At 40.0% G+C, this 26,211-nt stretch carries 21 protein-coding genes; 4 read left to right on the forward strand and 17 right to left on the reverse strand.

Annotation, left to right across the window (positions count from 1 at the left end; translation table 11 throughout):
- Window positions 1–298 precede the first annotated feature (298 nt).
- The 4 genes from purA to A3GE_RS0104000 all read right to left on the reverse strand — a co-directional run bounded on the left by purA (window position 299) and on the right by A3GE_RS0104000 (window position 4,958).
- Window positions 299–1,597 carry an adenylosuccinate synthase gene (gene purA, locus A3GE_RS0103985; protein WP_018355982.1) on the reverse strand — a complete coding sequence of 433 codons (1,299 nt, stop codon included), beginning with the start codon at window positions 1,595–1,597 and terminating at the stop codon, window positions 299–301.
- 203 nt (window positions 1,598–1,800) lie between these two features.
- A complete protein-coding gene (locus A3GE_RS0103990; RefSeq protein ID WP_018355983.1) occupies window positions 1,801–2,580 on the reverse strand; it encodes a hypothetical protein in 780 nt (259 codons plus the stop codon).
- Between the two features lie 157 nt (window positions 2,581–2,737).
- The gene (gene lysC, locus A3GE_RS0103995) at window positions 2,738–4,090 is read right to left on the reverse strand and encodes a lysine-sensitive aspartokinase 3 (RefSeq protein WP_018355984.1); all 1,353 of its coding nucleotides are present in this window, start codon (window positions 4,088–4,090) and stop codon (window positions 2,738–2,740) included.
- A 112-nt stretch (window positions 4,091–4,202) separates the two neighbouring features.
- Window positions 4,203–4,958: a SanA/YdcF family protein gene (locus A3GE_RS0104000; protein WP_018355985.1), complete on the reverse strand. Its 756-nt coding sequence runs from the start codon at window positions 4,956–4,958 to the stop codon at window positions 4,203–4,205.
- A gap of 105 nt (window positions 4,959–5,063) precedes the next feature.
- Here A3GE_RS0104000 and metX point away from each other — a divergent pair, with 105 nt between their 5' ends.
- Entirely contained in the window at window positions 5,064–6,149 is a 1,086-nt protein-coding gene (metX, locus tag A3GE_RS0104005; RefSeq protein WP_018355986.1) for a homoserine O-acetyltransferase MetX, read from the forward strand.
- Between the two features lie 27 nt (window positions 6,150–6,176).
- Here metX and A3GE_RS0104010 read toward each other — a convergent pair whose 3' ends face one another.
- Complete coding sequence (locus A3GE_RS0104010) at window positions 6,177–6,731, reverse strand: NAD(P)H nitroreductase (RefSeq protein ID WP_018355987.1); 555 nt, start codon at window positions 6,729–6,731, stop codon at window positions 6,177–6,179.
- A 111-nt stretch (window positions 6,732–6,842) separates the two neighbouring features.
- Between A3GE_RS0104010 and sppA the strand changes: the two genes are divergently transcribed.
- Window positions 6,843–8,696 (forward strand): signal peptide peptidase SppA, encoded by a 1,854-nt coding sequence (sppA, locus tag A3GE_RS0104015; RefSeq protein ID WP_026215378.1) that lies wholly within the window; start codon window positions 6,843–6,845, stop codon window positions 8,694–8,696.
- 61 nt (window positions 8,697–8,757) lie between these two features.
- Here the strand turns inward: sppA and A3GE_RS0104020 are convergent, their stop codons facing one another.
- From A3GE_RS0104020 to A3GE_RS0104045, 6 genes are all read right to left on the reverse strand, one after another.
- A complete protein-coding gene (locus A3GE_RS0104020) occupies window positions 8,758–9,690 on the reverse strand; it encodes a bile acid:sodium symporter family protein (RefSeq protein WP_018355989.1) in 933 nt (310 codons plus the stop codon).
- Between the two features lie 63 nt (window positions 9,691–9,753).
- Window positions 9,754–10,563, reverse strand: coding sequence for a peptide ABC transporter ATP-binding protein (locus A3GE_RS0104025; protein WP_018355990.1), 810 nt, complete (start codon window positions 10,561–10,563; stop codon window positions 9,754–9,756).
- 2 nt (window positions 10,564–10,565) lie between these two features.
- Window positions 10,566–11,618 carry a peptide ABC transporter ATP-binding protein gene (locus A3GE_RS0104030; protein ID WP_018355991.1) on the reverse strand — a complete coding sequence of 351 codons (1,053 nt, stop codon included), beginning with the start codon at window positions 11,616–11,618 and terminating at the stop codon, window positions 10,566–10,568.
- Window positions 11,619–11,620: 2 nt separating this feature from the next.
- The gene (locus A3GE_RS0104035) at window positions 11,621–12,508 is read right to left on the reverse strand and encodes an ABC transporter permease subunit (protein WP_018355992.1); all 888 of its coding nucleotides are present in this window, start codon (window positions 12,506–12,508) and stop codon (window positions 11,621–11,623) included.
- Window positions 12,498–13,463, reverse strand: a complete 966-nt coding sequence (locus tag A3GE_RS0104040; protein WP_018355993.1) for an ABC transporter permease — start codon at window positions 13,461–13,463, stop codon at window positions 12,498–12,500. Before A3GE_RS0104040 ends, A3GE_RS0104035 begins: the two co-directional genes overlap by 11 nt.
- The gene (locus A3GE_RS0104045) at window positions 13,463–15,160 is read right to left on the reverse strand and encodes an ABC transporter substrate-binding protein (protein ID WP_026215379.1); all 1,698 of its coding nucleotides are present in this window, start codon (window positions 15,158–15,160) and stop codon (window positions 13,463–13,465) included. Before A3GE_RS0104045 ends, A3GE_RS0104040 begins: the two co-directional genes overlap by 1 nt.
- Before the next feature lie 69 nt (window positions 15,161–15,229).
- Between A3GE_RS0104045 and A3GE_RS0104050 the strand changes: the two genes are divergently transcribed.
- Window positions 15,230–16,672 carry a YcjX family GTP-binding protein gene (locus A3GE_RS0104050; RefSeq protein WP_018355995.1) on the forward strand — a complete coding sequence of 481 codons (1,443 nt, stop codon included), beginning with the start codon at window positions 15,230–15,232 and terminating at the stop codon, window positions 16,670–16,672.
- 1 nt (window position 16,673) lies between these two features.
- Here the strand turns inward: A3GE_RS0104050 and A3GE_RS0104055 are convergent, their stop codons facing one another.
- Window positions 16,674–17,555: a VirK/YbjX family protein gene (locus A3GE_RS0104055; RefSeq protein WP_018355996.1), complete on the reverse strand. Its 882-nt coding sequence runs from the start codon at window positions 17,553–17,555 to the stop codon at window positions 16,674–16,676.
- Window positions 17,556–17,636: 81 nt separating this feature from the next.
- On the opposite strand from A3GE_RS0104055, the gene A3GE_RS0104060 reads away from it, so the two are divergent.
- The gene (locus tag A3GE_RS0104060) at window positions 17,637–18,695 is read left to right on the forward strand and encodes a TIGR01620 family protein (protein ID WP_018355997.1); all 1,059 of its coding nucleotides are present in this window, start codon (window positions 17,637–17,639) and stop codon (window positions 18,693–18,695) included.
- Window positions 18,696–18,734: 39 nt separating this feature from the next.
- On the opposite strand, the gene A3GE_RS0104065 is transcribed toward A3GE_RS0104060, so the two are convergent.
- The 5 genes from A3GE_RS0104065 to cls all read right to left on the reverse strand — a co-directional run bounded on the left by A3GE_RS0104065 (window position 18,735) and on the right by cls (window position 26,206).
- Window positions 18,735–20,903: a TonB-dependent receptor gene (locus tag A3GE_RS0104065; RefSeq protein WP_018355998.1), complete on the reverse strand. Its 2,169-nt coding sequence runs from the start codon at window positions 20,901–20,903 to the stop codon at window positions 18,735–18,737.
- Between the two features lie 68 nt (window positions 20,904–20,971).
- Window positions 20,972–22,942 carry a Fe(3+)-hydroxamate ABC transporter permease FhuB gene (fhuB, locus tag A3GE_RS0104070; protein WP_018355999.1) on the reverse strand — a complete coding sequence of 657 codons (1,971 nt, stop codon included), beginning with the start codon at window positions 22,940–22,942 and terminating at the stop codon, window positions 20,972–20,974.
- Window positions 22,936–23,904, reverse strand: a complete 969-nt coding sequence (locus A3GE_RS0104075) for an iron-siderophore ABC transporter substrate-binding protein (RefSeq protein WP_018356000.1) — start codon at window positions 23,902–23,904, stop codon at window positions 22,936–22,938. The genes fhuB and A3GE_RS0104075 overlap by 7 nt, the downstream gene beginning before the upstream one ends.
- Window position 23,905: 1 nt before the next feature.
- On the reverse strand, window positions 23,906–24,670 hold the full coding sequence (locus A3GE_RS0104080) for an ABC transporter ATP-binding protein (protein ID WP_018356001.1): 765 nt from the start codon (window positions 24,668–24,670) through the stop codon (window positions 23,906–23,908).
- A 75-nt stretch (window positions 24,671–24,745) separates the two neighbouring features.
- Window positions 24,746–26,206 carry a cardiolipin synthase gene (cls, locus tag A3GE_RS0104085; protein WP_026215381.1) on the reverse strand — a complete coding sequence of 487 codons (1,461 nt, stop codon included), beginning with the start codon at window positions 26,204–26,206 and terminating at the stop codon, window positions 24,746–24,748.
- Window positions 26,207–26,211 lie beyond the last annotated feature (5 nt).

Genomic DNA, 26,211 nt, shown 5'->3' on the forward strand with positions numbered 1-26,211 from the left:
ATTAATGCGAAGAAAATATTGGCTTCTTGGATCGCCAGTAGATGAAGTTTTTCAAGTTGTGAGGCGAGAGCGGTAATTTCTTGACGGTATTTGGGTTAATTGGGCTTCAGTGAGTGAAATCGTCCTTTTTTGCGGATGACGAAAAGTCAGCTTTTTTAAGAGTGAAGGGGGCGGCTAAAGAAAACGGGAGGCGTTTCAAGGTAATGAATAATGTCTTGTTCGTTCATAATGTGTTATTCAGAACAGAAGAAAAAAAGACCGCACTTTTGAGTGCGGTCGGAAAATAATAATAAGAAAATTATTCTGCAAAAGGGTCACGTAAAATCATGGTTTCAACACGATCAGGGCCGGTTGAGAGAATATCTACCGGTACGCCGGTGACTTCTTCAATACGTTTGATATAGTTAAGGCAGTTTTGCGGTAATTGATTCACATCAGTAACACGGAACGTATTTTCTTTCCAGCCCGGTAAGGTTTCATAAATTGGCTCAATGCCTTCCCAATCTTTCGCTGAAAGCGGCGCGTATTCTACAATTTCGCCATTTGGCATTTTATATGCTATACAAATTTTAATTTCATCAAAGCCGTCTAATACATCCAATTTCGTCATACAGAAACCGGAAATAGAGTTAAGCTGGATTGCCCGACGAATTGCTACGGCATCAAACCAACCGCAACGGCGTGGACGACCGGTTACCGCACCAAATTCATTCCCTTTGCGTGCAATTTCAGTACCTACTTCATCGAATAATTCAGTAGTGAACGGACCACCACCCACACGGGTACAGTAGGCTTTAATAATGCCCAATACATAGTCCAGATTACGCGGACCAAAGCCGGAACCGGTTGCGACTCCCCCCGCCGTGGTGTTTGAGCTCGTTACAAACGGGTAAGTTCCGTGATCAATGTCTAACATTGTTCCTTGTGCACCTTCAAATAGGATATTGTCACCATTTTTGCGTGCAGTATCCAAAATCGTCGTAACATCCGCTACCATGCCGGTAATAATATCCGCTACCGCCATCACATCATCTAAAGTTTGTTGATAATCAACCGGCTCAACTTTGTAGTAGTTTACTAATTGGAAATTATAGTATTCAAGGATGTTTTTAAGTTTTTCAGCGAAGGCTTTTTTGTCAAATAAATCGCTTACCCGTAAACCTCGGCGGGCAACTTTATCTTCATAAGCCGGACCAATACCGCGACCGGTAGTACCGATTGCTTTTTTACCTAGTGCCGCTTCACGAGCGTGATCCATCGCAACATGATAAGGTAAAATTAATGGGCAAGCTTCAGAAATGAATAAACGATCACGTACTTTAACGCCTCGGTTTTCAAGTTCTCCCATTTCTTGCATTAATGCAGCCGGTGAAAGTACCACACCGTTACCAATTAAACAGGTAACATTTGGGCGTAATATGCCGGATGGAATTAAACGTAATACGGTTTTTTCGCCATTAATGATAAGGGTATGTCCCGCATTGTGGCCACCTTGATAGCGCACAACGTACTTGACTCGGTCCGTTAATAAATCAACGATTTTGCCTTTACCTTCATCGCCCCATTGTGCGCCCAAGATAACAACATTTTTTCCCATAATTTCCACCTTTTAAATTTGCTTGATTGATCAAATGTATGACCAGATGTCTTTTATTCTTTTTGATTATCCTAAAAATTAAATTCTACACTTATACATTTAATTGAGGGATGAATATCAGTTTAGAACGAATCACGGCTGGCTATATTAAACTATTCTGCTATGACTTTCTAGCTTTGATGCCTCTTCAATGTAATGATAAATCAACGGTTTTTCCGTTCACGACGAAATAAAATGCTGAATAATCCAAGTAATAGACCGATTCCGGCACCAATGCCTCCCCAGCTGTATCGTCCTTTTGCTTCGGGCTGTTGTGGACTTTTGATGAAATGAAATGCGGTAAAATTATCGTCAAGCGGATTAACGGACTTCATCATCTCGAGTTTTCCTTGCCAATCTTGACGTTCTATACTACTGCCATAAGGAATGTTACTTAAATTAAGCTCTGCTGCGGTTTTCACTTGGGTAAATAAATTTTTCCATCGGAGAATGAGGTCATCATACATTACTTTTCTTGTGATGATATTGTTATTATCAAGAAGTGAGAAAAGCTGAGTCTGCGATTCTTCCGCTTCATTTAAGGTGAGTATGATTTTTCCGCTGTTATAACTAAGCGGTTGGAAACGGGTATTTTTGATTAAATCATCTAATAATTGGGTATTTTTTGTGGTGTCTTCACTGATTTTTTGCTTGTAATAGGGCGAATTTTCCCAAAAATTTTTTAGGTTGTCATAAGAAACCAGCTGCTCAGTAAAGTTTTGATAGACTAATTCGGAAATTTTACTTTCTGCATTATCTTTCCCTTGTATCAGTTGGTACATGGAGAAGAGAGAAAAATAGTTACCCAGCTCGGATAGGGTAGGATGAGTGATTTCCGCTTCTGTTTTCCATTCAGGCTTTATCCAATAGCTTGAGGTGTAGCTGATTACGCCAAAAAGTGCGGTTGAAATCAAGAGTGTTTTTAGTGTCTTCAAATATGACATTCTGTATTTCCTATTCGTTTTTTATTGAGATTTTATTCTAAGATTCCTTTTCTTTCTACATTATTTACGGCTTAGAATAAAGGGCAATAACATTGAAGTCACATTTTGATTGGCTTAAAAAGTGACTTCGTTGATTTTTAATTTTAAGTAACGGAGACTATTCAAATAACGATTTGTGTAAAGAGCGAAGCACCTCATCTGCGTGTTCACTCTGCACTAACATACAAATGTTATTGGTGCTGGCACCGTAGCTGATCATACGAATACTATAAGGCTCTAGCGTATCAAAAATACGTTTTGCCACTCCGGTTGCAATATGTAAATCATTACCGATTAGCGCCACTAAGGATAAGCCGGTATCCACTTTCACTGTGCAATATTGTCTGAGTTCTTCCAATAATTCGTCGGAGAGTAATTTTGTACCGGATGATGTTGAACCTGTTTTATCTAAGGTTAATGCGATACTGATTTCTGATGTGGTAATGGTATCCACTGAGATTTTATATTTTGCCAAAATACCGAATACATTTGCCAAGAAACCTTGAGCATGTAACATATTCAAGCTGGAAAGGGTCAATAATGTTTGGTCTCTACGCAATGCGATAGCTCGGAAAGTTGGTCTGGGTTGCGGATCGCGGGTTACCCAAGTTCCGCCATCTTGTGGCGCTTTACTCGAACCTACATATACGGGAATATTACTTCGCACAGCAGGTAATAATGTTGCCGGATGAAGAACTTTTGCGCCGAAAGTCGCCATTTCTGCCGCCTCGGCAAAACTCATCGTGTCAATGCGTTGTGCCACCGATACAATGCGGGGATCCGTGGTGTAAATGCCGGCAACATCAGTCCAAATCAACACATCTTTTGCGTTTAATACCTCGGCTAATAAGGCGGCAGAGTAGTCGCTGCCACCACGCCCTAATGTCGTTGTTTTCCCGCTCGGTTCACGACCGATAAAACCTTGAGTAATGATTAATTCACCACGATCAATTAATGGTTTTAAAATATTGTCGCTATTGTTTTGAGTTTTTTCGTCATCCGGTACGGCTTTGCCAAAATGATTATTGGTTGCCACGATATTACGCACATCCATCCAAGTTGCACTGGTGTTTTGTTCACGTAAAATTTCAATAAAAATTTGCGTGGACATCATTTCGCCGTGGCTGATTAATTCGTCTGTTAATGCAGTTGAAGTAGCGAGGCTTGCGGCTTCGGAAAGATATTCGATATTTTCAATGTATTTTTCAATGATCGGACGAACTTGGCTGTCATCTTTCAGCTCATTTAAGATATTTTCTTGAATTTGGCGTACTTCACCAACCAATCTTCTGCGTTCTTCCGCTTCTACACCCTTTGCGAGTTCCACTAAAAGATTTGTGACACCGGCAGAGGCGGAGAGTACGACAATGCGAGTATTTGGATCGTCAATAATAATTCTTGCGCAGGCTGTCATTGCTGTGTAGTTGGCAACGGAAGTACCGCCAAATTTAGCCACCGATAAATGAGACATAAGATATTTCCCTATTAATAGAATGTTTTAAGTATAGTGTTTGCAAGACATAGAAATAACGATTTAGTAAAAAATTGTCAAATAGATTTCATAGAAAATTGATTAGATTTTTTTATTCATTATCAGGAAGGGGAAGGGGTTCAGGGGATCCTAAAAAATAAGGTTGGATGCCTATCACTAAATCAAAAATTGCCTTCACTCGGGCAAAGGTTTCCCGAATACGTGTACCCAAATAAGTATCAGGCTGTTTTGCCGCGAAACAAATCGCATCAATATCATGATGTTTGGCGATAAACAAAGCGCGTTCGCAATGAAATTTCTGGCTGATAATAGTATATGAAGGGACTTGGAATACTTTATTGGCCCGCACCACAGAATCTAATGTGCGAAATCCTGCAAAATCCTGAAAAAGGCGATCTCTTGGGACATCCATTTTTCGTAAATCCCTTAGCATTGTGCGTGGCTCATTGTATTGTGATGTTCGATTATCACCGCTGAGAAGAAGATAGCTTACTTTTTGATGATCAATGAGCGTCTTAGCTGCTGCAAGACGATTGGTGTAGTAATCGTTGGTTTTGCCTGTGGCGACATATTTGGATGTGCCAAGTACAACACCATAAGGGTGATAAGGTAATTTGTCCACGTCTTCAAATACACTATCACGAACATAAAAACTGATAGATTGATCGATTATCAGGCAAATTAAAAGAAACGATACACTCACGTAGTACATCCAACGAATCATTTTTTTTAAATGAAAGCGATGCCAAAGGGAAAGTGTGGTCATTTTGAGAGATGTTTTTGAATCAATCATGCTAACTAAAGTAATGAAAACTTGAGGTAATTTCAAGCTGAATTTTGTATCCATCGTCCCGTGTTTTATTTTAGCCGTTTAGACGGCTAAAATTTCTTGACAAAGAGAATAAGCTGTTGATAATTTAAAACATCTTTTATTTCATGCGGTAGGTTTTCAATGTCGTCTGTCCAAAATGTGGTGCTTTTTCAAGATAATCCGCTACAGCTTGTGTTGGGCGGTGAAATTTCACTGATTAATGTGGCTTATCAAACTTACGGGACATTGAATACGGACAAAAGTAATATTGTTCTTATTTGTCATGCTCTAACAGGTGATGCGCAGCCCTATTTTTCGGATAAAGAAAAAAATGGTTGGTGGCAGAACTTTATGGGTGATGGGCTTGCACTGGATACTTCCCGCTATTTCTTTATCTGCTCGAATGTATTGGGGGGATGCAAAGGTACGACAGGACCGGCTTCAGTTAATCCTAAAACGGGCAGGCCCTACGGTAGCCAATTTCCGAACATTACTGTGCAGGATATCGTGCATGTGCAAAAGGCTTTACTTGATCATTTAGGCATAACACATTTAAAAGCCGTGATTGGCGGATCTTTTGGCGGAATGCAAGCGACTCAGTGGGGAATTGAATATCCGGATTTTGTTGATAATATTGTTAATCTTTGTTCATCACTTTTTTTCAGTGCAGAAGCCATAGGATTTAATCATGTTATGCGCCAAGCCGTGATTAATGATCCCCATTTTAATGGGGGAGATTATTATGATGGCGCACCACCTGAACAAGGATTATCCATTGCCCGTATGTTGGGGATGCTGACTTATCGCACCGATGTTCAGCTTGCTAAAGCATTTGGTCGTGCCACTAAATCGGAAGGGAATTTTTGGGGAGATTATTTTCAAGTGGAATCCTATTTGACTTATCAAGGTAAAAAATTTCTTGAACGCTTTGATGCTAATAGTTATTTGCATTTGTTGCGTGCATTGGATATGTATGATCCGAGCTTAGGTTATTCTGATGTTCAAACGGCACTTTCACGTATTAAAGCGCACTATACGTTAATTTCTGTGACAACGGATCAACTTTTTAAATCTATTGATTTACATAAAACCAAACAGCTTTTAGAACAAAGTAATGTTTCCTTGGTTTTTCACGAGTTTCCATCGGTTTATGGGCATGATGCCTTTTTAGTAGATTATGATGGATTTGATAAGTGGATTTGTGAAGGTTTGGCAGGTAAAAATTAAAAAGTGCGGTAATTTTTACCGCACTTTTTATAAATAGCTCACAAATTCTTCCATATTTCCTGTTCGAGATTCGCGTTCAGGTTTTTCCGCTGCTGTACCAAGCATTAATAATGCGACAATTTCATCTTTTTCACGACAGCCAAGTGCGTGCCGTAATGCACTGCTGTTGATCCATTTCCCTGTGATCCAAACGTTATCAAATCCTTGTGCATTTGCGGCAAGCTGGATGCCATAGGCGGCACAACCTGCAGTAACCAACTGTTCCCAAGTTGGCACTTTTTCCACATCTGGATTAATTTTTGCAACAACCGCGATTACCATCGGTGCACGATGAGCAAGTTTTTTAGCTTTTTTTAAGCCTTCTTCGCCAAGATTGAGCTCGACAGCGGCTTCTTTGAGTAAGTTTTCTAATTTATCTAATCCTTCATTTTCTATAATAATGAAATGATAAGGCTGCAATTTTCCATGATCCGGTGTGCGAAGTGCTGCCTGAAAAATTTGCTCAAGTTGGCTTTTACTTGGCGCAGGAGACGTAAGTTTTTTATTTGAGCGTCTTGTGGTTAAAAGGGTTAATGTATCCATTTGATTTCATAGAATAAATAAAAGTGCGGTGGATTATAGCATAGTTTTTAGACTGAGTTTATGTTACGCTAGACACAATTTTTTCACTTTCCTCAAGTCTTTATGAACCCAATTTTTAGAGTAATTAAATTTTGTTGGCATACATTAAATTTTATTCGTGATTTAGTGATGAATTTCTTCTTTTTAATTTTCATTTTGTTGCTGCTCACAATTTTCAGTATCACGGCGAATACCAAAAAAAGCGCAATAAATTTAAATATGGATAAAGGCGCATTATTACTGAATTTAGACGGTTATTTAGCCGACAATCGTGATGATTCATTTAGTTGGCAGCAGGTATTGCGTGAATTAAATAGCGATCGTATTCCGACTAAAATTTCTACTTTTGATGTGGTGTATGCAATTAATTTAGCAAAAGAAGATGAGAATATTCGTGGTTTAGTATTGGATCTCAATTATTTTTCAGGTGGTGATTTGCCCGCAATGAATTATATTGGGAAAGCCATTCAAGATTTTAAAACCTCAGAAAAGCCTGTAATTGCGTTTGCTAATAATTATTCCCAAGGACAATATTTCTTAGCAAGTTTTGCGGATCAAATTTATTTAAATCCAATTGGACAAGTGTCTATTCGAGGATTGGCACAAGAAAATCTCTATTATAAAGATTTATTGGATAAGATCGCCGTTACACCGCATATTTTTCGTGTCGGAACCTATAAATCTGCCGTAGAGCCTTTTTTGCGCAATGATATGTCGCCGGAAGCCAAAGAAAATATGAATCGATGGTTAAATGGAATGTGGAATAACTATGTGCAAACGGTGAGCGGCAATCGTCGTATTTCTGCAGACATGTTATTACCGCGAGCTAAACAATATTTGGCTGATTTAAAGGCATTAAAGGGCGATAGTACGGCTTATACAAAACAGCGAAAATTGGTGACGGATATTGCCGGTAATCTTGAATTGAATCAAAAATTGACCGCACTTTTTGGTAAAAATTTAGAAGGTGAGGCAAATATGATTCGCTTTTCAGATTATTTATCCGGTTTTGAGGATCGAATGGCTTCATCGAACGATGAAAATAAAATCGCAGTGATAAACGTAGAAGGCGCAATTATTGATGGTGAAAGTATCGAAAATGAGGTAGGTGGAGACTATGTGGTACGCCTGTTACGTAAAGCTTATGATGATTCACGGGTAAAAGCGGTAGTTTTACGCGTAAATTCACCGGGAGGAAGTGCTTTTGCTTCGGAATTAATTCGCCAAGAAGTGGATAATTTACAAAAAATAGGTAAACCTGTGGTTGTTTCTATGGGAGCAATGGCTGCTTCGGGCGGTTATTGGATTTCCGCAACCTCCGATTATATTATTGCGGATAAAAATACTATCACCGGCTCTATTGGCATTTTTTCGATGTTGCCGACTTTTGAAAATGCAATTAAAAAAATCGGCGTGAATACTGATGGAATTGCTACAACTGAACTAGCAGAAACTTCTGTTTTTAGTCCACTTTCTAAAAATACGCAAGATATTTACCAATTAGAAATTGAACATGGCTATGATAAATTCTTAGATTTGGTGAGCCGTGGTCGCCAAATATCAAAAACAGCCGTGGATAAAATTGCACAAGGGCAAGTGTGGTTAGGGGCGGATGCTTTTAAACATAATCTTGTTGATGAATTGGGGGATTTTGATCGTGCCGTAGAAAAAGCGGGTGAATTGATGAATCTCCATCGTGAGACCGTAATTGAAAATTTTACGGTGGAATGGATGACGGAAGAAGATGGCAGCATAATCGGTAAATTATTTCGAGATTTGAAATATAACGCCCAACAATTTATGCAGACTTGGTTTGATTTACCAAAACCGATTCAACAGCTCAAACAGCATTTAAATCAACTAAATAAATTTAATGATCCGAAAGGGCAATATTTGTATTGTTTGAATTGTGGCGGAGTGAAGTAATTTAGTTTGAAGAAAAAGCAGGGAATTTCCTGCTTTTTACTAAGTGCGGTCAATTTAGAGGTTATTTTGAGTTTTTCATATTCGAGAAAATATTCGCGAGTATTGGACCGGATACATTGTGCCAGAAACTGAATAATGCACTAGGCACAGCAGCGATAGGATTAAAGTGTAGCGCTGCAAGTGCCGCACCCAAACCGGAATTTTGCATTCCTACTTCAATAGCAATTGCTTTACTGTCCGCAGTATTGAGTTTGAATAGTCTTGCAGCCAAGAAACCGATGAGATAGCCTAAGCAGTTGTGTAGAACGACAACACTGAAAATTAATAAACCGGACTCAACAATTTTATCCTTACTTACCGCAACGACAGCCGCCAGAATTAAAACGATTGAAACGACGGAAATAAGCGGTGTAATTTTGCTTGCCTGTACAATCATATTTTTGAATAAGGCACGAACGACTAAACCTAAGAAAATTGGGAAAAGAACCATTTTTAATACCGACATAAACATTGCCGATGCGTCAATCTCTAACCATTGGTTTGCCAATATGTAGAAAATTGCCGGAGTAAGCAGAGGAGAAAGCAATGTTGAAATTGTGGTACAAGCAACAGAAAGGGCGGTATTACCTTTTGCAAGATAGGTCATAACATTGGACGATGTGCCACCCGGACAAGAACCGACCAAGATAACGCCCACCGCTAAATCAGGAGATAGATTAAATGCTTTGGCAAGTAAGAATGCAATAGCCGGCATAATAATAAATTGTCCTGCTACCCCGATAAATACTGCCTTAGGATGTTTTGCGACTTCACTAAAATCTTTGAAAGTGAGTGTAATTCCCATACCAAACATGACTAAACCAAGGAGGTAAGGAATGTAAGGGGCGAAAATTTTAAATTCAGCGGGGAATAAAAAGGCAAGAATAGCAAAAACAATTGCCCATAAAGCAAAAGTTCTGCTGACAAATTGAGTTAATTTTAGCAGTGCTTGCATGGATAGCCCTTATTGTGATGTAAATAAAAGAGTAATTGATTCTAAGGATGTTTTTCTTTCAAATCAATCATCCATATTAGGACGAATCCATGAGTTTTCATCAAGTAATCGACCAAAATGACTTTCTACTAATCGTTTTGTTATAGTCGTTTGGGGCTGACAAAAAAGATCTTTGGGTTTACCATATTCAATTATTTTCCCTTCATCCATCACTAATACATTATCTGCAATGTGTTTAATCAATCCCAAATCTTGTCCTACATAAATATAAGCAACGCCAAGGTGGGCTTGAAGATCAAGAGAAAGATTCATCAGTTGTGCGCGAACAGATGAATCAAGCGCGCTGAAAGTATCATCTACAATAATAATTTTAGGTTCTAAGATAAACGCTCGGGCTAGTGCTACCCGTTGTTTTTGACTCGCGGAAAGATTCTTAATTTTTAAATTCGTATAATCGGGATAAAGTCCCACCATTCGAAGGGTTTTAAAAATTTTTTGATTGCGGGTTTCTTCATCCCAATCTGTTGTTAAACGAAGAGGCGTATCTAAAATTTGCCCAATATTTTGGCGAGGATTGAATGCAGAATTTACATCTTGGAATACCATGCGAATGTGTTGGGTTCGATAGTGTAAATCCTCAAAATTAAGAGTAGTACCCTTAAACTTTATTTCACCTGAACTCGGCTTTATCATACCGGCAATCATTTTAACTAAGGTCGATTTTCCCGAACCATTTTTACCGATAATTGCAAGGGTTTGTTTTTTTTCGAGATTAAAACTCACTCTTTCTACGGCATTAAACATACTTGAACCAAACCAACGGGTAGGATCATTAAAGGCTTTAGATAATTCAATTACTTCCAATAATGGCATAATTATTCCTTGTTTGGTTCGGTGGATAATGTTAGAGGTGAATTGGCTAATGTTTCCTTTAAACGTTTTTCCCTAAGATTAATTGGAAAATGGCAGGAAAATTCCTGCTGTTTAATACGATAGCGGGCAGGTTTTTGCATACATTCTTTTTGCGAAAACGGACAACGAGGCCCAAAGCGGCAGCCCATTGGCATTTGTTCTAAAAGCGGTACTGTACCTTCTAATGTCCCCAATTTGGTTTTAAAGCCAAGAGGTTTGGTAAAATCGGGTACAGAATGAATAAGTGCTTGGGTATAAGGATGATGTGGTGATTCCAGCAATGTTTGAGTCGGTGCCGATTCGGCATTTTGACCACAATATAGTACGGACATTGTGTGACAAAGATCGCTAATACTACGAATGTCATTGCTTGCTAAAAGAATACTGGTTCCCTGATTTTGATTCATACTGGAAAGTAAACGAAAAACTTGGCGTGCAGTGATTGATTCTAACGTATTGGTCGGTTCATCTGCAATTAATAGGCGGGGTTGGTTCGCCACGGCAATTGCGATCATCACTTTTTGACCTTCACCTTCTGTGAGATCATTAGGATAGCTTGCCATAATTTCTTGATGATCTTTAATTCCAACACGATGTAATAGTTCAATGGCCCGTCGTTTTTTCCAGCCGAACCAATTCCACCATTTTCCTCGGTATGTCCAGTTTGGAATACTTTGAATCAGCTGTTTCCCCACCTTTTTGCTGGGATCTAAACAAGTAAGCGGATCTTGAAAAACCATCGAAGCTTCTTTCCCAATGAGCTTTCTGCGCTGCGCCGGTGATAGTTTTAAGAGTTCTACATCATTAAAACGAAAACGATCGGCAGTGATAATCCAATCTTCTTTTATTGAATTTGCAATGACTTTTGCAATCAAACTTTTTCCCGAACCGGATTCACCCACTAACCCTAAAATCTCACCTGAATTTAGGGTCAAATTCACTCCGTCAACAATTTTAATTTGTCCGTTTGGTGTTTTAATTTCAATGTTTAGATTACGAATATCCAGGAGTACCATAATTATTGATAATATTGGTTGATGGCTTTACATAAGCCGTTAGTAAATAAAATACTTAATAAAATAGTGATAATAATTGCAAAACCGGGTAGAAATACCGTCCAAGGTGCAAGATAGAGAAGTTCCAATGAATCTTTAATCATTGCGCCCCATTCAGGCATTGGGCGTTGTGCTCCAAGGGAAATAAAGCTCAAGGCGGTAATGTCCAAAATGGTAATGACAAATGCACGTGAAATTTCTTGAATATAGGTAACGGTAATATTTGGCAAAATAGTGCTACGCAACAATTCAATGTTGGAAATACCATCAAGTTTTAGAATGATCACATATTCTTTGTCTAGTTCTCGCTGAATTGCTTGGTATATGGTGTGAATGAAGTAAGGTAGCACAGCCAATATGGTCGATACCATTGCATTCATTAAACTGGGTTCCATAAAGGTCGAGATAATGATGGCAATTAACAAAATAGGAAGCGATAGAAACGCATCAAAAATATGTCCTAGGAAACGGGCTTTAATCCCTCCTGACATTCCGGCTAAAACCCCTAATGCTCCACCGATGATCGCCACGAGAAAGACGACAATGAGGGAAGAACCGAGAGTATAACGCGTTCCCATAATAACTCGACTTAGTACATCTCGAGCGAGATCATCAGTGCCGAAGAAAAAAGCAATTTGTCCTTTTTCTACCCAAGAGGGGGGCATTAATTCTTGCCCGGCAAACTCCATACTATCGCTATAGGGGGCGATAAAAGGGGCAAAAAGGGCGGTCAAAGTTAGCAGAAAAAATAAATAAAAGCTGAATAAGGCGATACGGTTTTTACGAAACTGTAACCAAATTTGATAAATTGATGTACTTTCACGAAATTCATCAGGTTCTTTATCTAGCATACCAACCTTTCTTATTAAACGGATCGAGAATAAACATCAGGGTTTTTGCCAATGTATCAAGGGTGATAATACAAATTCCCAATGCAATCACACCGGCTGAAATACTGTTGTAGTCTTGATGGGTTACGGCATCAATCAGCCAACGCCCAATGCCCGGCCAACCAAGAACCGTTTCCACCAACATACATTGTGTGATAACCAATGTGAATACGCGTGTAATCTGCGGCACTAGAAAAGGAAAGGTATTACGGAAAACATATTGTTGCAAAATTTTCCATTTTGACCAACCACGGGTGAGTGCAGCTTTGGCGTAATTTTGTTGCAAAATATACTCTGCACGCTGTTGAATAATGCGGATAATTTCCATAGTGGGCAAAATACATAAAATAAGTGTAGGCAAGGCTAAATGTTGCAATACATTTTGAATGATTTTTATACGATAGGGCGCATCTACAAACCATACATCAATCACCGGAAAGCCGGTAATCGGTTTAATTTCATAGAGCAAATTATATTGTCCTGTTGCGGAGATTTCCCAACCGTAAATTGCTGCCGAATAAAGTAGAATCGGTGCGAGCCAAAAAACGGGGATAGATAATCCCACATAAGAGAGGTTTTGTAAGCTCTTTGAAAAAATACCCTGATTATTAACCGCACTTAGAATCCCAAGGGGAATACTTAAAATAAAGGCAAGTAAAAGTGCGCTAAAACAGAGTTCTAATGTAGGCGGTAATACGGTAAAAATCAGTGATTTTAAAGATTGCCCGCCGTTGTAAGTAATACCAAAATCCCCCTGTAACAAGGCGCTAAGATAGTGAAAATAAGCACTATAAATGCTATTTGTGATAAGGGCTGAATTAAGCGGATCACGCATTAAAATAGCAAAGCTCAGTAAGGTTAAAATAAATAATAATAAGCTGGCCCAAAGGAGATGGCGTAGCGCTGACCACAACATTATTTTTTCTCCTTCTCAAAATAGAGTGTCGAAAAATGCATACTACCGAAAGGGCTCATTTTTACGCCTTTCACCTTTCTATTTGCCACCAAAAAGCGTTTAGCACTGGCAATGGGCACAATCGGTAATTCTCTTAGCACTAAATCTTGTGCAAGATTATAATTTCTAGCACGTTCTTGTAATCTTGTACTGGAAAGAGCATTATCCATCAACTGATTAAATTTAGGATTGCACCAATTGGACAAATTTGTAATGTCATCTTTGGTATCGCAGCTCAAAATTGGGCGCATAAAACCATCGGGATCTAAATTTCCGGCAAGCCAACCTGTAAGGATGATATCGTAATCCTCAGTTTTCTTAGCGAGTTGATCGAGTAAAAATACTCGAGTAACCGACCGTACTTTTACCTTTACACCGGCTTGAGCCAAATCCCATTTAATCAGTTCCGCCGTTTTTAATGGGGAGGGATTGTACACCTGTTCTTCATTTAATACCCACATATTTAGATGAAGATTTTTGCCGGATAGGATATTTTTCGCCTGTTTGGGGGAATAGTCAAACTCAAATTCCGGTGTATTTACAGTCGATGCCCAAGAAATATTAGGAATAATGTTATTCGCCACGGTAGCCGTGTTGTGATAGATATTACGTACAATGCGTGCTCGGTTGATACTTTGAGAAATTGCTTGGCGAATTTGCTCATTTTGCATAAGGGGTTTATTAAAATTAAACGCAAGATAGGAAAGATTCATTCCATCTGTTGATTGTAAATAATAACGTTCGTCATTATTGTGTAACAAGCCTAATTGACTCACTTCAGGATAAGAGGCAATTTGGCATTCATTGTTGAAAAATTTGATAAGCCGAGTGGTTCGTTCAGTGGATAAATCAACCAAAATATGTTTAATTTTGGCATCTTTGTTCCAATAATTATCATTGCGTAACAGCCTAACATATTGATTATATACATAGTTTTGAACTTGATAAGGCCCTGTGCCGACAGGGTGGGTATCTAATTGTGCGAGATTATTGTCAGCATTTAATTGATAGGCATATTCTTGCGAGAAAATAATCGCATATTGGCTGGCAAGATGTGACAAGATAGAGGAATCCGGCTCAAATAGTTCAATTTTTACTTGGTAAGGATTGATCGCAGTAATGGATTTTATTTTTTGGTTTAATTTTATGCTATCAAAATAAGGAAAGCGGACTTTTTTCGCCTGTTCATGAAATACTCGGTGCTGTGGATTTTTATCATGCTCAGGATTTTCTTGATCTAAAATGGGCAAATAGGTGTCATGTCCGAGTACACGGTTAATGGAAAATACCACATCCTCAGCATTAAAATCACGAGTTGGCGTAAACCATGGCGTATGGTGAAATTTTACCCCTTTACGGAGATTAATTAAAATCTCCTTACCATTGGATGAAATAGAATAAGATATCGCTAAAGAGGGAGTAACTGTTGCACTGTGGTTTTTGATTTCAAACAGCTTATTATAAATTTGTTCCGTGACTACATTCATACTAGTACCGGCATCTGCTGTTTGCGGATTGAAAGAGAAACCCGATACATTAGTGCAATAAATCAACCCGTTTTCCGTTAAACTTTCCGGCACACGCGGTGCAGCTTGAACTTGTGTAAACAAGCCCATATTTATCAGAAAGCAAAAAAATGTCAGATTTCGGCGTAACATAGAGTGTGTGTTATGGTAAATTATGTCGCGAATTGTAAGATATATTGGTAAAAATGGCTAGGCTATTGAATGTTTAACATATTCCCAAGAGAACTCAACCAACTAATTAATCGCGGGTTTGACCGCACTTTACGCCTTGCGGTAACCGGGTTAAGTCGCAGTGGTAAAACGGCTTTTATTACCAGTCTCATTAATCAACTGCTATCCGTTAATCAAGCCTCAAGGAGTCATTTGCCGTTATTTGAAGCATCGGGGAACGGAACAATTATTGCCGTCAAGCGTGTTCCGCAACAAGATTTGAGTGTGCCGCGTTTTGATTACGAAGCGAATCTTAGTGCACTTTCCCAACAACCGCCACAATGGTGTCAATCGACACGAGGGGTGAGCGAAACACGCCTCGCCATTCGTTTTCAGCGTCAAACAGGTTTACTTCGCCATGTGAAAGAACGTGGCACGCTTTATTTAGATATTTTTGATTACCCGGGCGAATGGCTGCTTGATTTACCTTTGTTACATTTGGATTTTGAACAATGGTCCTTAGAACAAAAGCAAATTCATCAAGGAATGCGGGCGGAGCTTGCCCAACCTTGGTTGGATGAGGTGAAAAAATTAGATTTAAGTGCGGTCGTTAATGAAGATGTTTTGGCAAAACTTGCAAACATTTACACGGCGTATCTTCATCAATGTAAAGCACAGGGAATGCAGTTTATTCAGCCGGGACGGTTTGTTTTAGCAGGGGAATTGGAAGGCGCACCGGTATTGCAGTTTTTCCCTTTATTGCATCTTACACAGGAGCAATGGAAGCTCCTTAAAAAAGAGGCAAAGCCAAACAGTTATTTTGCAGTGTTGAATAAACGCTACGATTATTATCGTAATCGTATTGTAAAAGGGTTTTACGAAAATTATTTTTCGACCTTTGATCGTCAAGTGATTTTGGCGGATTGCTTAACACCGCTGAATCATAGCCGACAAGCCTTTTTAGATATGCAGACGGGGTTAAATCAGTTATTCAAAAATTTTCATTATGGCAAACGGAGTTTTCTGAATCGTTTGTTTTCCCCACGTATTGATAAATTGATGTTTATTGCCACGAAGGCGGATCATATTACCAGTGATCAAATGCCGAATTTAGTAAGCCTGATGAGACAATTAGTCCAAGAAGGCGGTCGTCATGTGGAATTTGAAGGCATTGAGACGGAATACACGGCAATTGCAGCGATTCGTGCGACGAAGCAAGTGCTTGTGAATCAAAACGGCAAACAAATTAAAGCCATTCAAGGCATACGCAGCAAAGATAAACGGTTGATTACTCTTTATCCGGGCAGTGTGCCGAGCAAATTACCGAGCCAAGAATTTTGGCAAAAACAACCGCACTTTGCAGAAAATGAGGGAAACGCGGTACATTTTGAATTTGACAGTTTTGATCCGCAATCCCTTGAACAAGGTGAAACGATCCCCCATTTGCGTATGGATGCCGTGTTGCAGTTTTTGTTGGGCGATCGTTTTGATTAAATTAGCTGAAACGGTTTGCGATCTCACTTGTTAGGCGATCCAACATATCGTAACGTTTACGATACATTGAGCGTTTTTTACTGGCGATTTCTTCTAAAGGTTTACGTTCAATATCAAGGGGAAGTTGCCAATAAAGATCTTGATAAATTCCTCGGTTTTCTTGCCAAAATTCATCGTAGTTAAACAAGATTTTACTTCGTGCGGAGAGGCGGTATTTGCCTTGAAATTTATGTGGAATACCGACCAAATCACATTGCCAATGTTTCGCCAATTCACGGAACGCGTGCATCAACATAAACATTGGGCGAATGCCGTGTAAATCTTTCGTGGCTTGTTTGATTAATTCTTGTGTATTGCCGTGGCGAGGCCCTTGCATGGAGGCGAGTAGCAATTTATTTGGTGATAAAAAGGTGAATGACGCATCATAAATTCGCTCGTTATTTTGATTACGAATATTGATCGCAAAATAACCCTCAAAAGGATCGATAAAATTTAGACTTAAATTAAGGGAAAGATCCTCAGTTAATTGACTTAATAAAATAGATTGATCGTCAAGTAAACGGGTGCAGAATGCCGCGCCCCATTTTTCTTCGGCAAGTTGTAAATTTTGTGTGATTGCCATCAAGCGTTGCTGTGCAGAAAAACGTTTATCGCAATAAGTTGTCAGCAGTGGATTAAAACGATAATAATCTTGCGTAAAAAGTTGTTGCCATTGTGAGTTTGTATTTAGAAATTCAATGAATTGCTGACATTGTTTTTGATAAAGAAATGTATAGGCATAATAGCGAAGTTTCTCACGCACCTGTTTTGTTAATGGACGATCTTTTGAATAAGGATACATTTGCACATAAGTAGGAAAGGAAATATTAGTTGGTATTGCCATTTTGAACGCTATATTAGTTAGAAAAGTTAATAAGTCACCTTTATATGATGACAGAAAATAAAAAACGGGGATTATTTTATAATGGAAAAGCAAATTTTCAACCAATATGATGAAACCATGGAAGAAACTTTTCAGCCAAAGCAAGAATTTGATAATGTAGAAACCATTGAAGATGAACCTTTGGAAGGGGAATTACTTGACGAGCAATTTGAGCAGGCAATGAAACCGCAGTCAAAAGGTTGGAAAACCTTGTTGAAATTGACCGCACTTTTATTTGGCGTGGCAACAGTTGCTCAGTCAGTGCAGTGGATTTGGGACAGTTTTCAAAATCGGCAATGGATTTATTTCGCCTTTTCCCTTGTCAGTTTGGTTGTTGTATTGTTTGGTGTGAAAGAAATTGTGGGCGAATGGCGGCGTTTAGTTTATCTGAAAAAACGAGAAAATTTACAACAACAAAGCCGACTATTTTGGCAGAAAAGTGCGGTCAAAAATGCAGATGTTTTTGCAGCGGATGGTGAACAAGGTAAAAAACTTTGCCTAGAAATGGCAAAAAGTTTGAAATTAGACGACCAATCGCCAGCTATTGTTCAATGGCAAAGCCAGCTGAATGAAGCCTATTCTGCACAAGAAGTGGCACAATTATTCAGCCAAAATGTGCTTAAACCTTTTGATCTAAAAGCAAAGAAATTGATTAGCAAAATGGCGGCGGAATCTGCCGTCGTGGTGGCGATTAGCCCGCTTTCTGTAGTGGATATGTTTTTTGTCGCGTGGCGAAATATTCGGTTAATCAACAAAATTGCAGACATTTATGGTATTGAACTGGGGTATTTTGCCCGTATTCGTTTATTGCGTATGGTGTTAGTGAATATAGCTTTTGCCGGCGTAACCGAAGTGGTGCAAGAGATAGGTATGGATTGGCTTTCACAGGATATTACGGCGAAACTTTCAGCCCGTGCGGCGCAGGGAATTGGTGTAGGTTTGCTCACCGCCCGTTTAGGCATAAAAGCCATGGAGTTTTGCCGCCCACTTGCCTTTCAAACCGCTGAAAAACCTAAGTCGTCCCATATTCAAAAGGAACTTTTGACGACAATAAAAGACGTGGTATTGAATAAAAAAGTGAAGGAAAAGGAGCGGGTGTAAAAGAAAGCGCGTGAGGGATAGCGCGCTTTCTTTGTTTAATTAGAAATCAATAGTTGCGCTCACCGATAAGGTGCGTGGTGCGCCAGAAACCAGATAACCATAGTTTGGATAACCACCAACGGATTCCCAATATTTTTTATTGGTTAGGTTGTCTAAGCGGGCGCGTAAGGTTACTGGAGTATTGCCGAGCAAGGCGATATAACGAGCACCGATATCCACACGAGTCCAATCCTTCACTTTTAAAGTATTTTGCGGATCGGCATAGCTCGAACCGGTATAGGTTACACGGGATTCAAGCGTTAAGCCTTCAATTGCTTTTACATCATATTCCAACCCTAAATTGCCTTGGAGTTTTGGGACTCCGATTGTGTATTTGCCATCAGTGGTTGAAGAACCTGTATTACGTTGTTTGGCATGTAAGAAGGTTACTCCTCCAAGCAAACGTGTGTTATCTGTAATTTGTCCATAAAGATTGATTTCTGCACCATCATGGCGATCTTGACCTTTTGTGGTGTAAAAATTATTGGTATCTAAATAACCACGCGGTTTTTCCGTGCTGAAAAGAGCGAGGCTTGCACCAAATCCGCTATCGGATTCATATTTCACACCGATTTCTTTTTGTTTGGATACATAAGGTTTTTGTGTTTGTCCTTGGTTAATCGCATTACTTGGAGCGGTATCACCTTGTGAGAGGCTTTCAATGTAGTTACCATATACAGAAAATTCAGGAGTAAAACGATAAACCACACCGATGCTTGGGCTAAGCTTTGCTTCTTTATAAGCCGCAGATTGTACTCCTGTGTTGTAGGCAAAATCTTTTGATGAAAGCTGTTGCCAACGAGCGCCCAACGTTACTTGCAAAGTCTTCTCCAAGAAGGATAAAGTATCGCCCAGTGCAAAGCTGGTCAGCACCACTCGGTTGGTCAGTGCAGGTGAACTTAAATCATTTCCTCTAAAAGCATTGGGTGCATAAGAAATACTGTTAATATAACGTGGATTATAAAGATTTGTTGCAAAGGTATTAAAAAAATCCATCACATAAGCATTTTTACGTTTCTCTTGATATCGATTTGCGCTTAATACCATTTCGTGACCGATTGCACCTGTCTCAAATGAGCTTTTTAACCCTATTTCACCGGTGTGAATAATATTACGACGTGAATTGTCAAAACGATATTCCGTACCATCACCGTTATTATTACGAACGGTTAAATTGGCTAGCAGGTTCGCTTCTTTACCATCACGGAAACCATAGGCGACGTAACCGGTAAAATGAGGTAAAAAATCATATTCTGCACGTAACGTGCCAAATACGTCACGTTCTTCCGAATAAGTCCAGTGTTGTCCCCAATTGCTGGTCGCTTTCGGAGCAGCGGGGACTTCGTCCACACCATTTAATGTTACGCTCGGGCGTGGACTACCTAAATAGTTTTTCTGATAACCTAAATCCGCAGATACACGGACTTTTTCACCTTTCCAGTCAAGCCCTAAATGAAATACAGTGTTACGGGCTTTATCGCTATCAATGGCACTTTCCCCTTCTGTATGTGCTGCATTTAAGCGCACACCGAATTCTTTCTTGTTTCCAAAGCGACGTGATATATCAGTACCTACGTTAGCCCGTTCATTACTTGAAAGACCAATATTTAAACGATTCAGATCTTCCATTGCGGCACGTTTCGGCATGAGGGCGATTGTTCCACCAATAGAGCCGCCACTTGGTGCTATACCATTTAAGAATGCTGAAGCACCGCGTTGAATTTCAACGCGCTCAAACATTTCCGAGGCGATATACTGACGCGGTAATAAACCGTATAAACCGTTATACAAAATATCGTCAGAATTCGTGATGAAACCACGCATAAAATAGCTTTCTTGGAAATTGCCGAAACCGCGTGCAACACGAATATTCGGATCATTTTTTAATACGTCAGCTACGCTACGTGCTTGTTTATCTTGAATAAATTTATTGGTGTAGCTTGTGGTTGCAAAGGGATTTTCTAAATTAGTTTTATTGCCCAGAATTCCCGCACGACTACCCGAAGCCACTTGACCGCCTGCAAATTCTTTTGCTAAGCCTGTTTGTGTCGCATCAGCGCTGACTTCAATGACATCCAATTCCTCCACCTTTTGCTCATCCGCATAAGCAGAATTCATCGCCAAAATGACCGCACTTGTGAGTGCGCTATATACAAAGGTTTTTTTCATTTTATGTTCCTAATTTAAGTTGAGGTTAATGAAACAGAGCAACGGTATTTTTAATGGAAATATCATTGCTACACTTTTCGCATCATCAGTAAAAAATAGCTGCCGCCCACTAAGGTTGCCACTAAGCCGGCGGGAATTTCATAGGGGAACAGGATTTGTCGCCCGATCCAGTCGGCGATGAGCATAATGGTGCTACCAAGTAATGCAGAAATCAGTAATTGTTGCCGTGCTGTATGTACGCCTAAAAAATAGGTTAAATGGGGCACGAGCAACCCGATAAAACTTAATGGTCCAACAATTAAGGTTGCAAGTGCGGTCAAAATCGCACTGAAAATGATCAAAATCCACCGTGTTTGCGAAATGTTCAATCCCAAGGCTTGTGCTATTGGTGCTTGTAAACGGAGTAAGTCTAACCAGCGACTAAATACCAAACTGCTGGCTAATAAAAGCAATGTCAATAAGGTAAAAGGAACGGCGAGTGTCGGAGCAAGGGGTTGGGTTGAGCCTGAGCTCCAACTGATGAGTTGGTTCGCACGGGGATCGCCACTGGCAATAGCAATTCGTTGGAGCGTATCAAATAGGGCGGAAAGACTAATCCCTGTCAATAACACTTTTTCCGGTAACATTCCGTTGCGTTGGTTGATGGTGGCAAGCATCATCAAGGCAATGAATGCACCGCTGATGCCGGAGAGCCAAAACCAAAGAGGAGCTTGTGCGGAAAAGACAAAGAGTGAAAGCAAAATTCCCATACTCGCACCGGAAGACACGCCCAATAATTCTGGGCTTGCCATTGGGTTAAGGGTTAAACGCTGTAATAACACGCCTGCTACGGAAAGCAAAATTCCGGCACAAACTGCAATTAACATACGCGGATAAAGCAAGGCGAGAATCTCTAAATTAAAGGGATGAGCAGGGGTAAGCATTTGCCAAGTATTATTGGTGGTTTTACCTAAACCAAGAGCCATAATAAAACTCATTGCAAAGAAGGCGATGATCAGCCATGTAAAGTGCGGTCGATATTGGCGGACTTTTTGCAAGGTTGCATCGGTTAAACGTCCACTGTGGGGTAATGATCGGAACATTAACCAAAGTAGTAGTGGTGTACCGATCAGAGCAGTGACAGCACCGGTGGGAAGGTTTACCTGATAATAAAGGCTAATCAGTTGTAAGATTAAATCCGTGATTGCCAGCAATAATGCGCCGAGAATAAACGAAGTAATAAGTTGCCAAGTTAAGGTGCGGATACCCAGTTGGCGAACCATTGTTGCCGCCGCTAAGCCTATAAAACCAATCATTCCCACGGCACTAACAACCGAGGCGATCAAATAGGCACTGATGACGACACCGATAAAACGAAGTTTCCCCACAGGCACGCCGAGGCTTTTGGCATTACTGTCATTTAAAGTGAGAATTGTGAGTGGACGGCGTAATAAAAAAATCAGAAAAAAACAGACCGCACTTTGTATTGCCAACAGTTGGCTGTCATACCAGCTTTCTTGTACGAGAGAGCCTGCGCCCCATTGGACCAAACCCCGTGATTCTTCTGGGTAAAATAACATCATCATTGTGGTGCAAGCACCAAAATAAAGATTGACAACAAGCCCTGCAAGGATGAGTAATAACGGCGATATGGTTTTACGCATTGCCAGTGTAAGGACCAATAATAGACTAAATGCCGCTCCCACAAGAGCAATTAAACTTGAGCTATACTGTAAAAGTTGAGGGGCAAAAATGGCAATGCCAAACAAACTAAATTGTGCGCCGCTATTAATACCAAGGGTGCTATCGGAAGCCAAAGGATTCCCCATAACTTGTTGTAATAACAGGCTGGCAAAAGCCAGTATGCCACCGGCAAGTAAGGCGATGGTAATTCGGGGAAGGGTATAACTTTGTAACAATAATAAATCGAGATTATCAGTGGGTCGAAATAATTCGAAAATGCGGATGTTTTCAGGCAGTTGAACTGCGAATAGAAATCCTGAAAGTGCGCAGAATAATCCGCCTAAAAACATAAATAATAAAGTGTTACGGTTTACCACGTCTCACCTCCCTGTAATAATCCATTGGCAAAAATACCAATAAAACGTTGGGCGGAAGGAATCGCGCCGAATGTCCAGACAGCCGGTAAAATCAATGGTTCTTTGGCAAGGGGCAGATGTTGCCACAATGTATTGTGGGTGAGGGCGGTGGCAATATTATTCGGATAAGGTTTTATCACCACAAAACGGGTATTCGACGGTAATTTTGCCAGTTCGGTAATGTCTATATTTTGGAATCCCCAAGTGTTCACTTCAGGCAAATAGGCGTTTTTAAAACCGAGTTGGCGGATAACCGCACCAAGCAAACTATTCTCCCCATAAATGCGTAAATGACGGGTATCAATAAATTGCACCAGCGCGATCGGACGTTCGGTGAATTTCTGCAATAAGGGGCGATAGCGGGTAATATCTTGATCATATTTTGCGAGTAATTGGTGCACTGCTTGCGGTTTACCAATAATATTGCCAATTTTCTGAGTGGCAGCAACGACATTTCCCCAAGCATTGCCTTCCTTGTAAAATTCAACGTTATACACTTTCCCATAAGGGGCAAATTTCTCATTGAGCGCAGCATAGAAATTGCTATGAATAAAGGTTAATGATTGTTGATTTAATGAATGAGATAGTGTCGCAATTTGTTCAACATTGGGTTGTAAACGTACGCCTAAATCAATCGTATCTTTAGGCAGTTGGGGTTTTCTCACCCAAGTTTGATAGCTTTTCACATCGCCTACGGCAAGAGGCGGTTGTTCAAGGGCAATGAGCGTTTCGGCAACCGACCAATCCACAGTGGCATAGGCGGATTTTGTTTCTTCGGCAACGCTATTCAAGGCACTGAAAAGTGCGGTCACAAAAAACGAAGTTTTTTGAACGTTGGCTCTGCAAACAGTGGCAAAGCCATAAATAATCACGTCAGTGATTATGTATAAAATAGTCAGTGAATTTTTAAGACGGTGTAACATTTTAATAAAAACTCACAGGACGATGGGTTTTAGGGTGTTCAATGACATTGAGTTCAATACCGTAAATTTGTTGCAATGAGGGCGTATTCACAATGTCGTGAGCATTGCCTTGTGCTAATAATTTCCCACTGTGTAATGCCACTAAATGATCGCAAAAACGGGCGGCGAGATTGATGTCGTGAATCACAATAACCACGCCTAGGTTCAATTCACGGCTTAGTTGGTGAATCAGTTGCATTACCTCTACCTGATGGGCGATATCTAAGGCGGCTAAAGGTTCGTCAAGTAATAAAAATCGGCTTTCTTGTGCCATTAACATGGCAAGCCAAATTCTCGAACGCTCCCCACCGGAAAGGGTATCCACAAATTGATCGGCAAATTTTTCTGTATGGGTCAGTTGCAACGCTCGTGTGATGGCTTGTCTATCCGCATCGGTTTCACGTCCAAATAACCCATTCCAAGCATAACGTCCCATGGCGATGAGTTCTTTTGCCGTCATATTTGTAGTTTGTGGTAAATGTTGGGGCAGGTAAGCCACCTGTTTGGCAAAATCTCTATTGTTCCAATGCTGAATAGAGCGATTATTTAACAAAATATCACCACTAGAGAGGGGATGTTGTCGTGCCATTAGTTTGATTAATGTTGATTTACCGGAACCATTATGCCCGATTAGTCCATAAATCTTACCGCTTTCAAAAGAGAGGGAAGTTGGGGAGAGCAAGGTACGCTGGGGAATAGAAAATGAAACTTGCTGAAGTTGAAACACAAATTATCTCGGAAACATCAAAATTGCTGTAATTCTATGTGAAAATTATTCTTATTTCAATCTATGTTATATTGCTTACAACAACGGACTAAACAAAAAGAACAAGCGTTCAATAATGCGGTTATAAAATGGGCGGGAGAGCCATTTTTCTCTGTTTAGACGATCTGAATTGGCAATATAGCTCTCATGTAAAATTGAAACTTCATTGGCAAAAGTGAGATCCTCTACGGCAAGAGCCAGTTCGAAATTTAAGAAGAAACTGCGTAAATCCATATTCATTGTCCCGACTAAGGCGAGCCTGTTATCAATAAGAACGCTTTTCGTGTGGAGTAAACCGGCTTTAAATTCATAGATTTTCACACCGGCAGCAAGGAGATCGTCAAAAAAGATACGGCTTGCCCATCCCACCATAAGGGAATCATTTTTCTTTGGCAGAATAATTGAAACCTCTACGCCCCGCAAGGCAGCAATGCGTAGCGCTTCGGCAATACTATGACTTGGCACGAAATAAGGGGAGGTGATGACAATGCTTTCTCTGGCGGCATAAATTGCCAAGGCTAAAGTTTGTGGTGCCAGATCATCCGGAAATGCAGGTCCTGTGGCGATAACTTGAACGGAGTGCGTGTCATAATCATCAATGGGTACAAGCGGACAATTGGGTAAAAATAACGGTAATTCAACGCCGGTTTCAATTTCCCAATCCCAAGCGTGCAGACTGTTTAACACAGCAGAAGCCGCGCCGTTTACCCGAACCATAATATCCACCCAATTGCCCACTTTGCTATCTTGTTTAAAAAAGGCAGGATCCACCATATTCATACTACCGGTGTAGGAAATTTGATTGTCAATGACAATGATTTTTCGATGTTGACGCAAATCAATTCGACTAAAAAACATCCGAAATAGATTGACATAAAGGGTTTCGACAATTTCGATCCCCTGTTTGCGTAAATCCCGACATACTTTGCTTTTTAGAAAAGGACGGCTTCCCACTGAATCCAATAAAATCCGAATTTCCACGCCACGCTGTTTAGCGTCTGACAAGGCTTGGCTAACTTCTTCTACCATGCCTTTGTTCGACCAAATATAAAACACCATATTTATGGAATATTGTGCTTGTTGAATATCTTTGATAATGCTGTGAATAATGCTTTCGGGTTTGTCTAAAATATGCAATTCATTCCCTTTAATACAAGGAATACCGAGGCGTTGATAATTCAGATCAAAGAGCGGTCGATATTGTAGGTTTTTTGGCACACTGACTAGAGAGGATTGTTGTGATAAATGTGTCAGCCACTCACTGTATTTAGGATGTAATGTTTTGAATGCGTTGGCACGTTTTGTACCCAATTTTATCTCGCCAAAAACTAAATAGGCAATAACACCGATAACCGGCACTAAATAAATAATCATTAACCAAGAAAGGGTAGCGGAAACCGCTTGTTTTTTTACGAGCAAACGCAAGGTAACAGAAATTACCGATATCCAAACTATTATTGGGACGACATAAACCAGTATAATATGTTCAAAACTCATGAGAT

The organism is Rodentibacter pneumotropicus DSM 21403 (assembly GCF_000379905.1).
In the GTDB taxonomy this organism is placed as follows: Bacteria; Pseudomonadota; Gammaproteobacteria; order Enterobacterales; family Pasteurellaceae; genus Rodentibacter; species Rodentibacter pneumotropicus.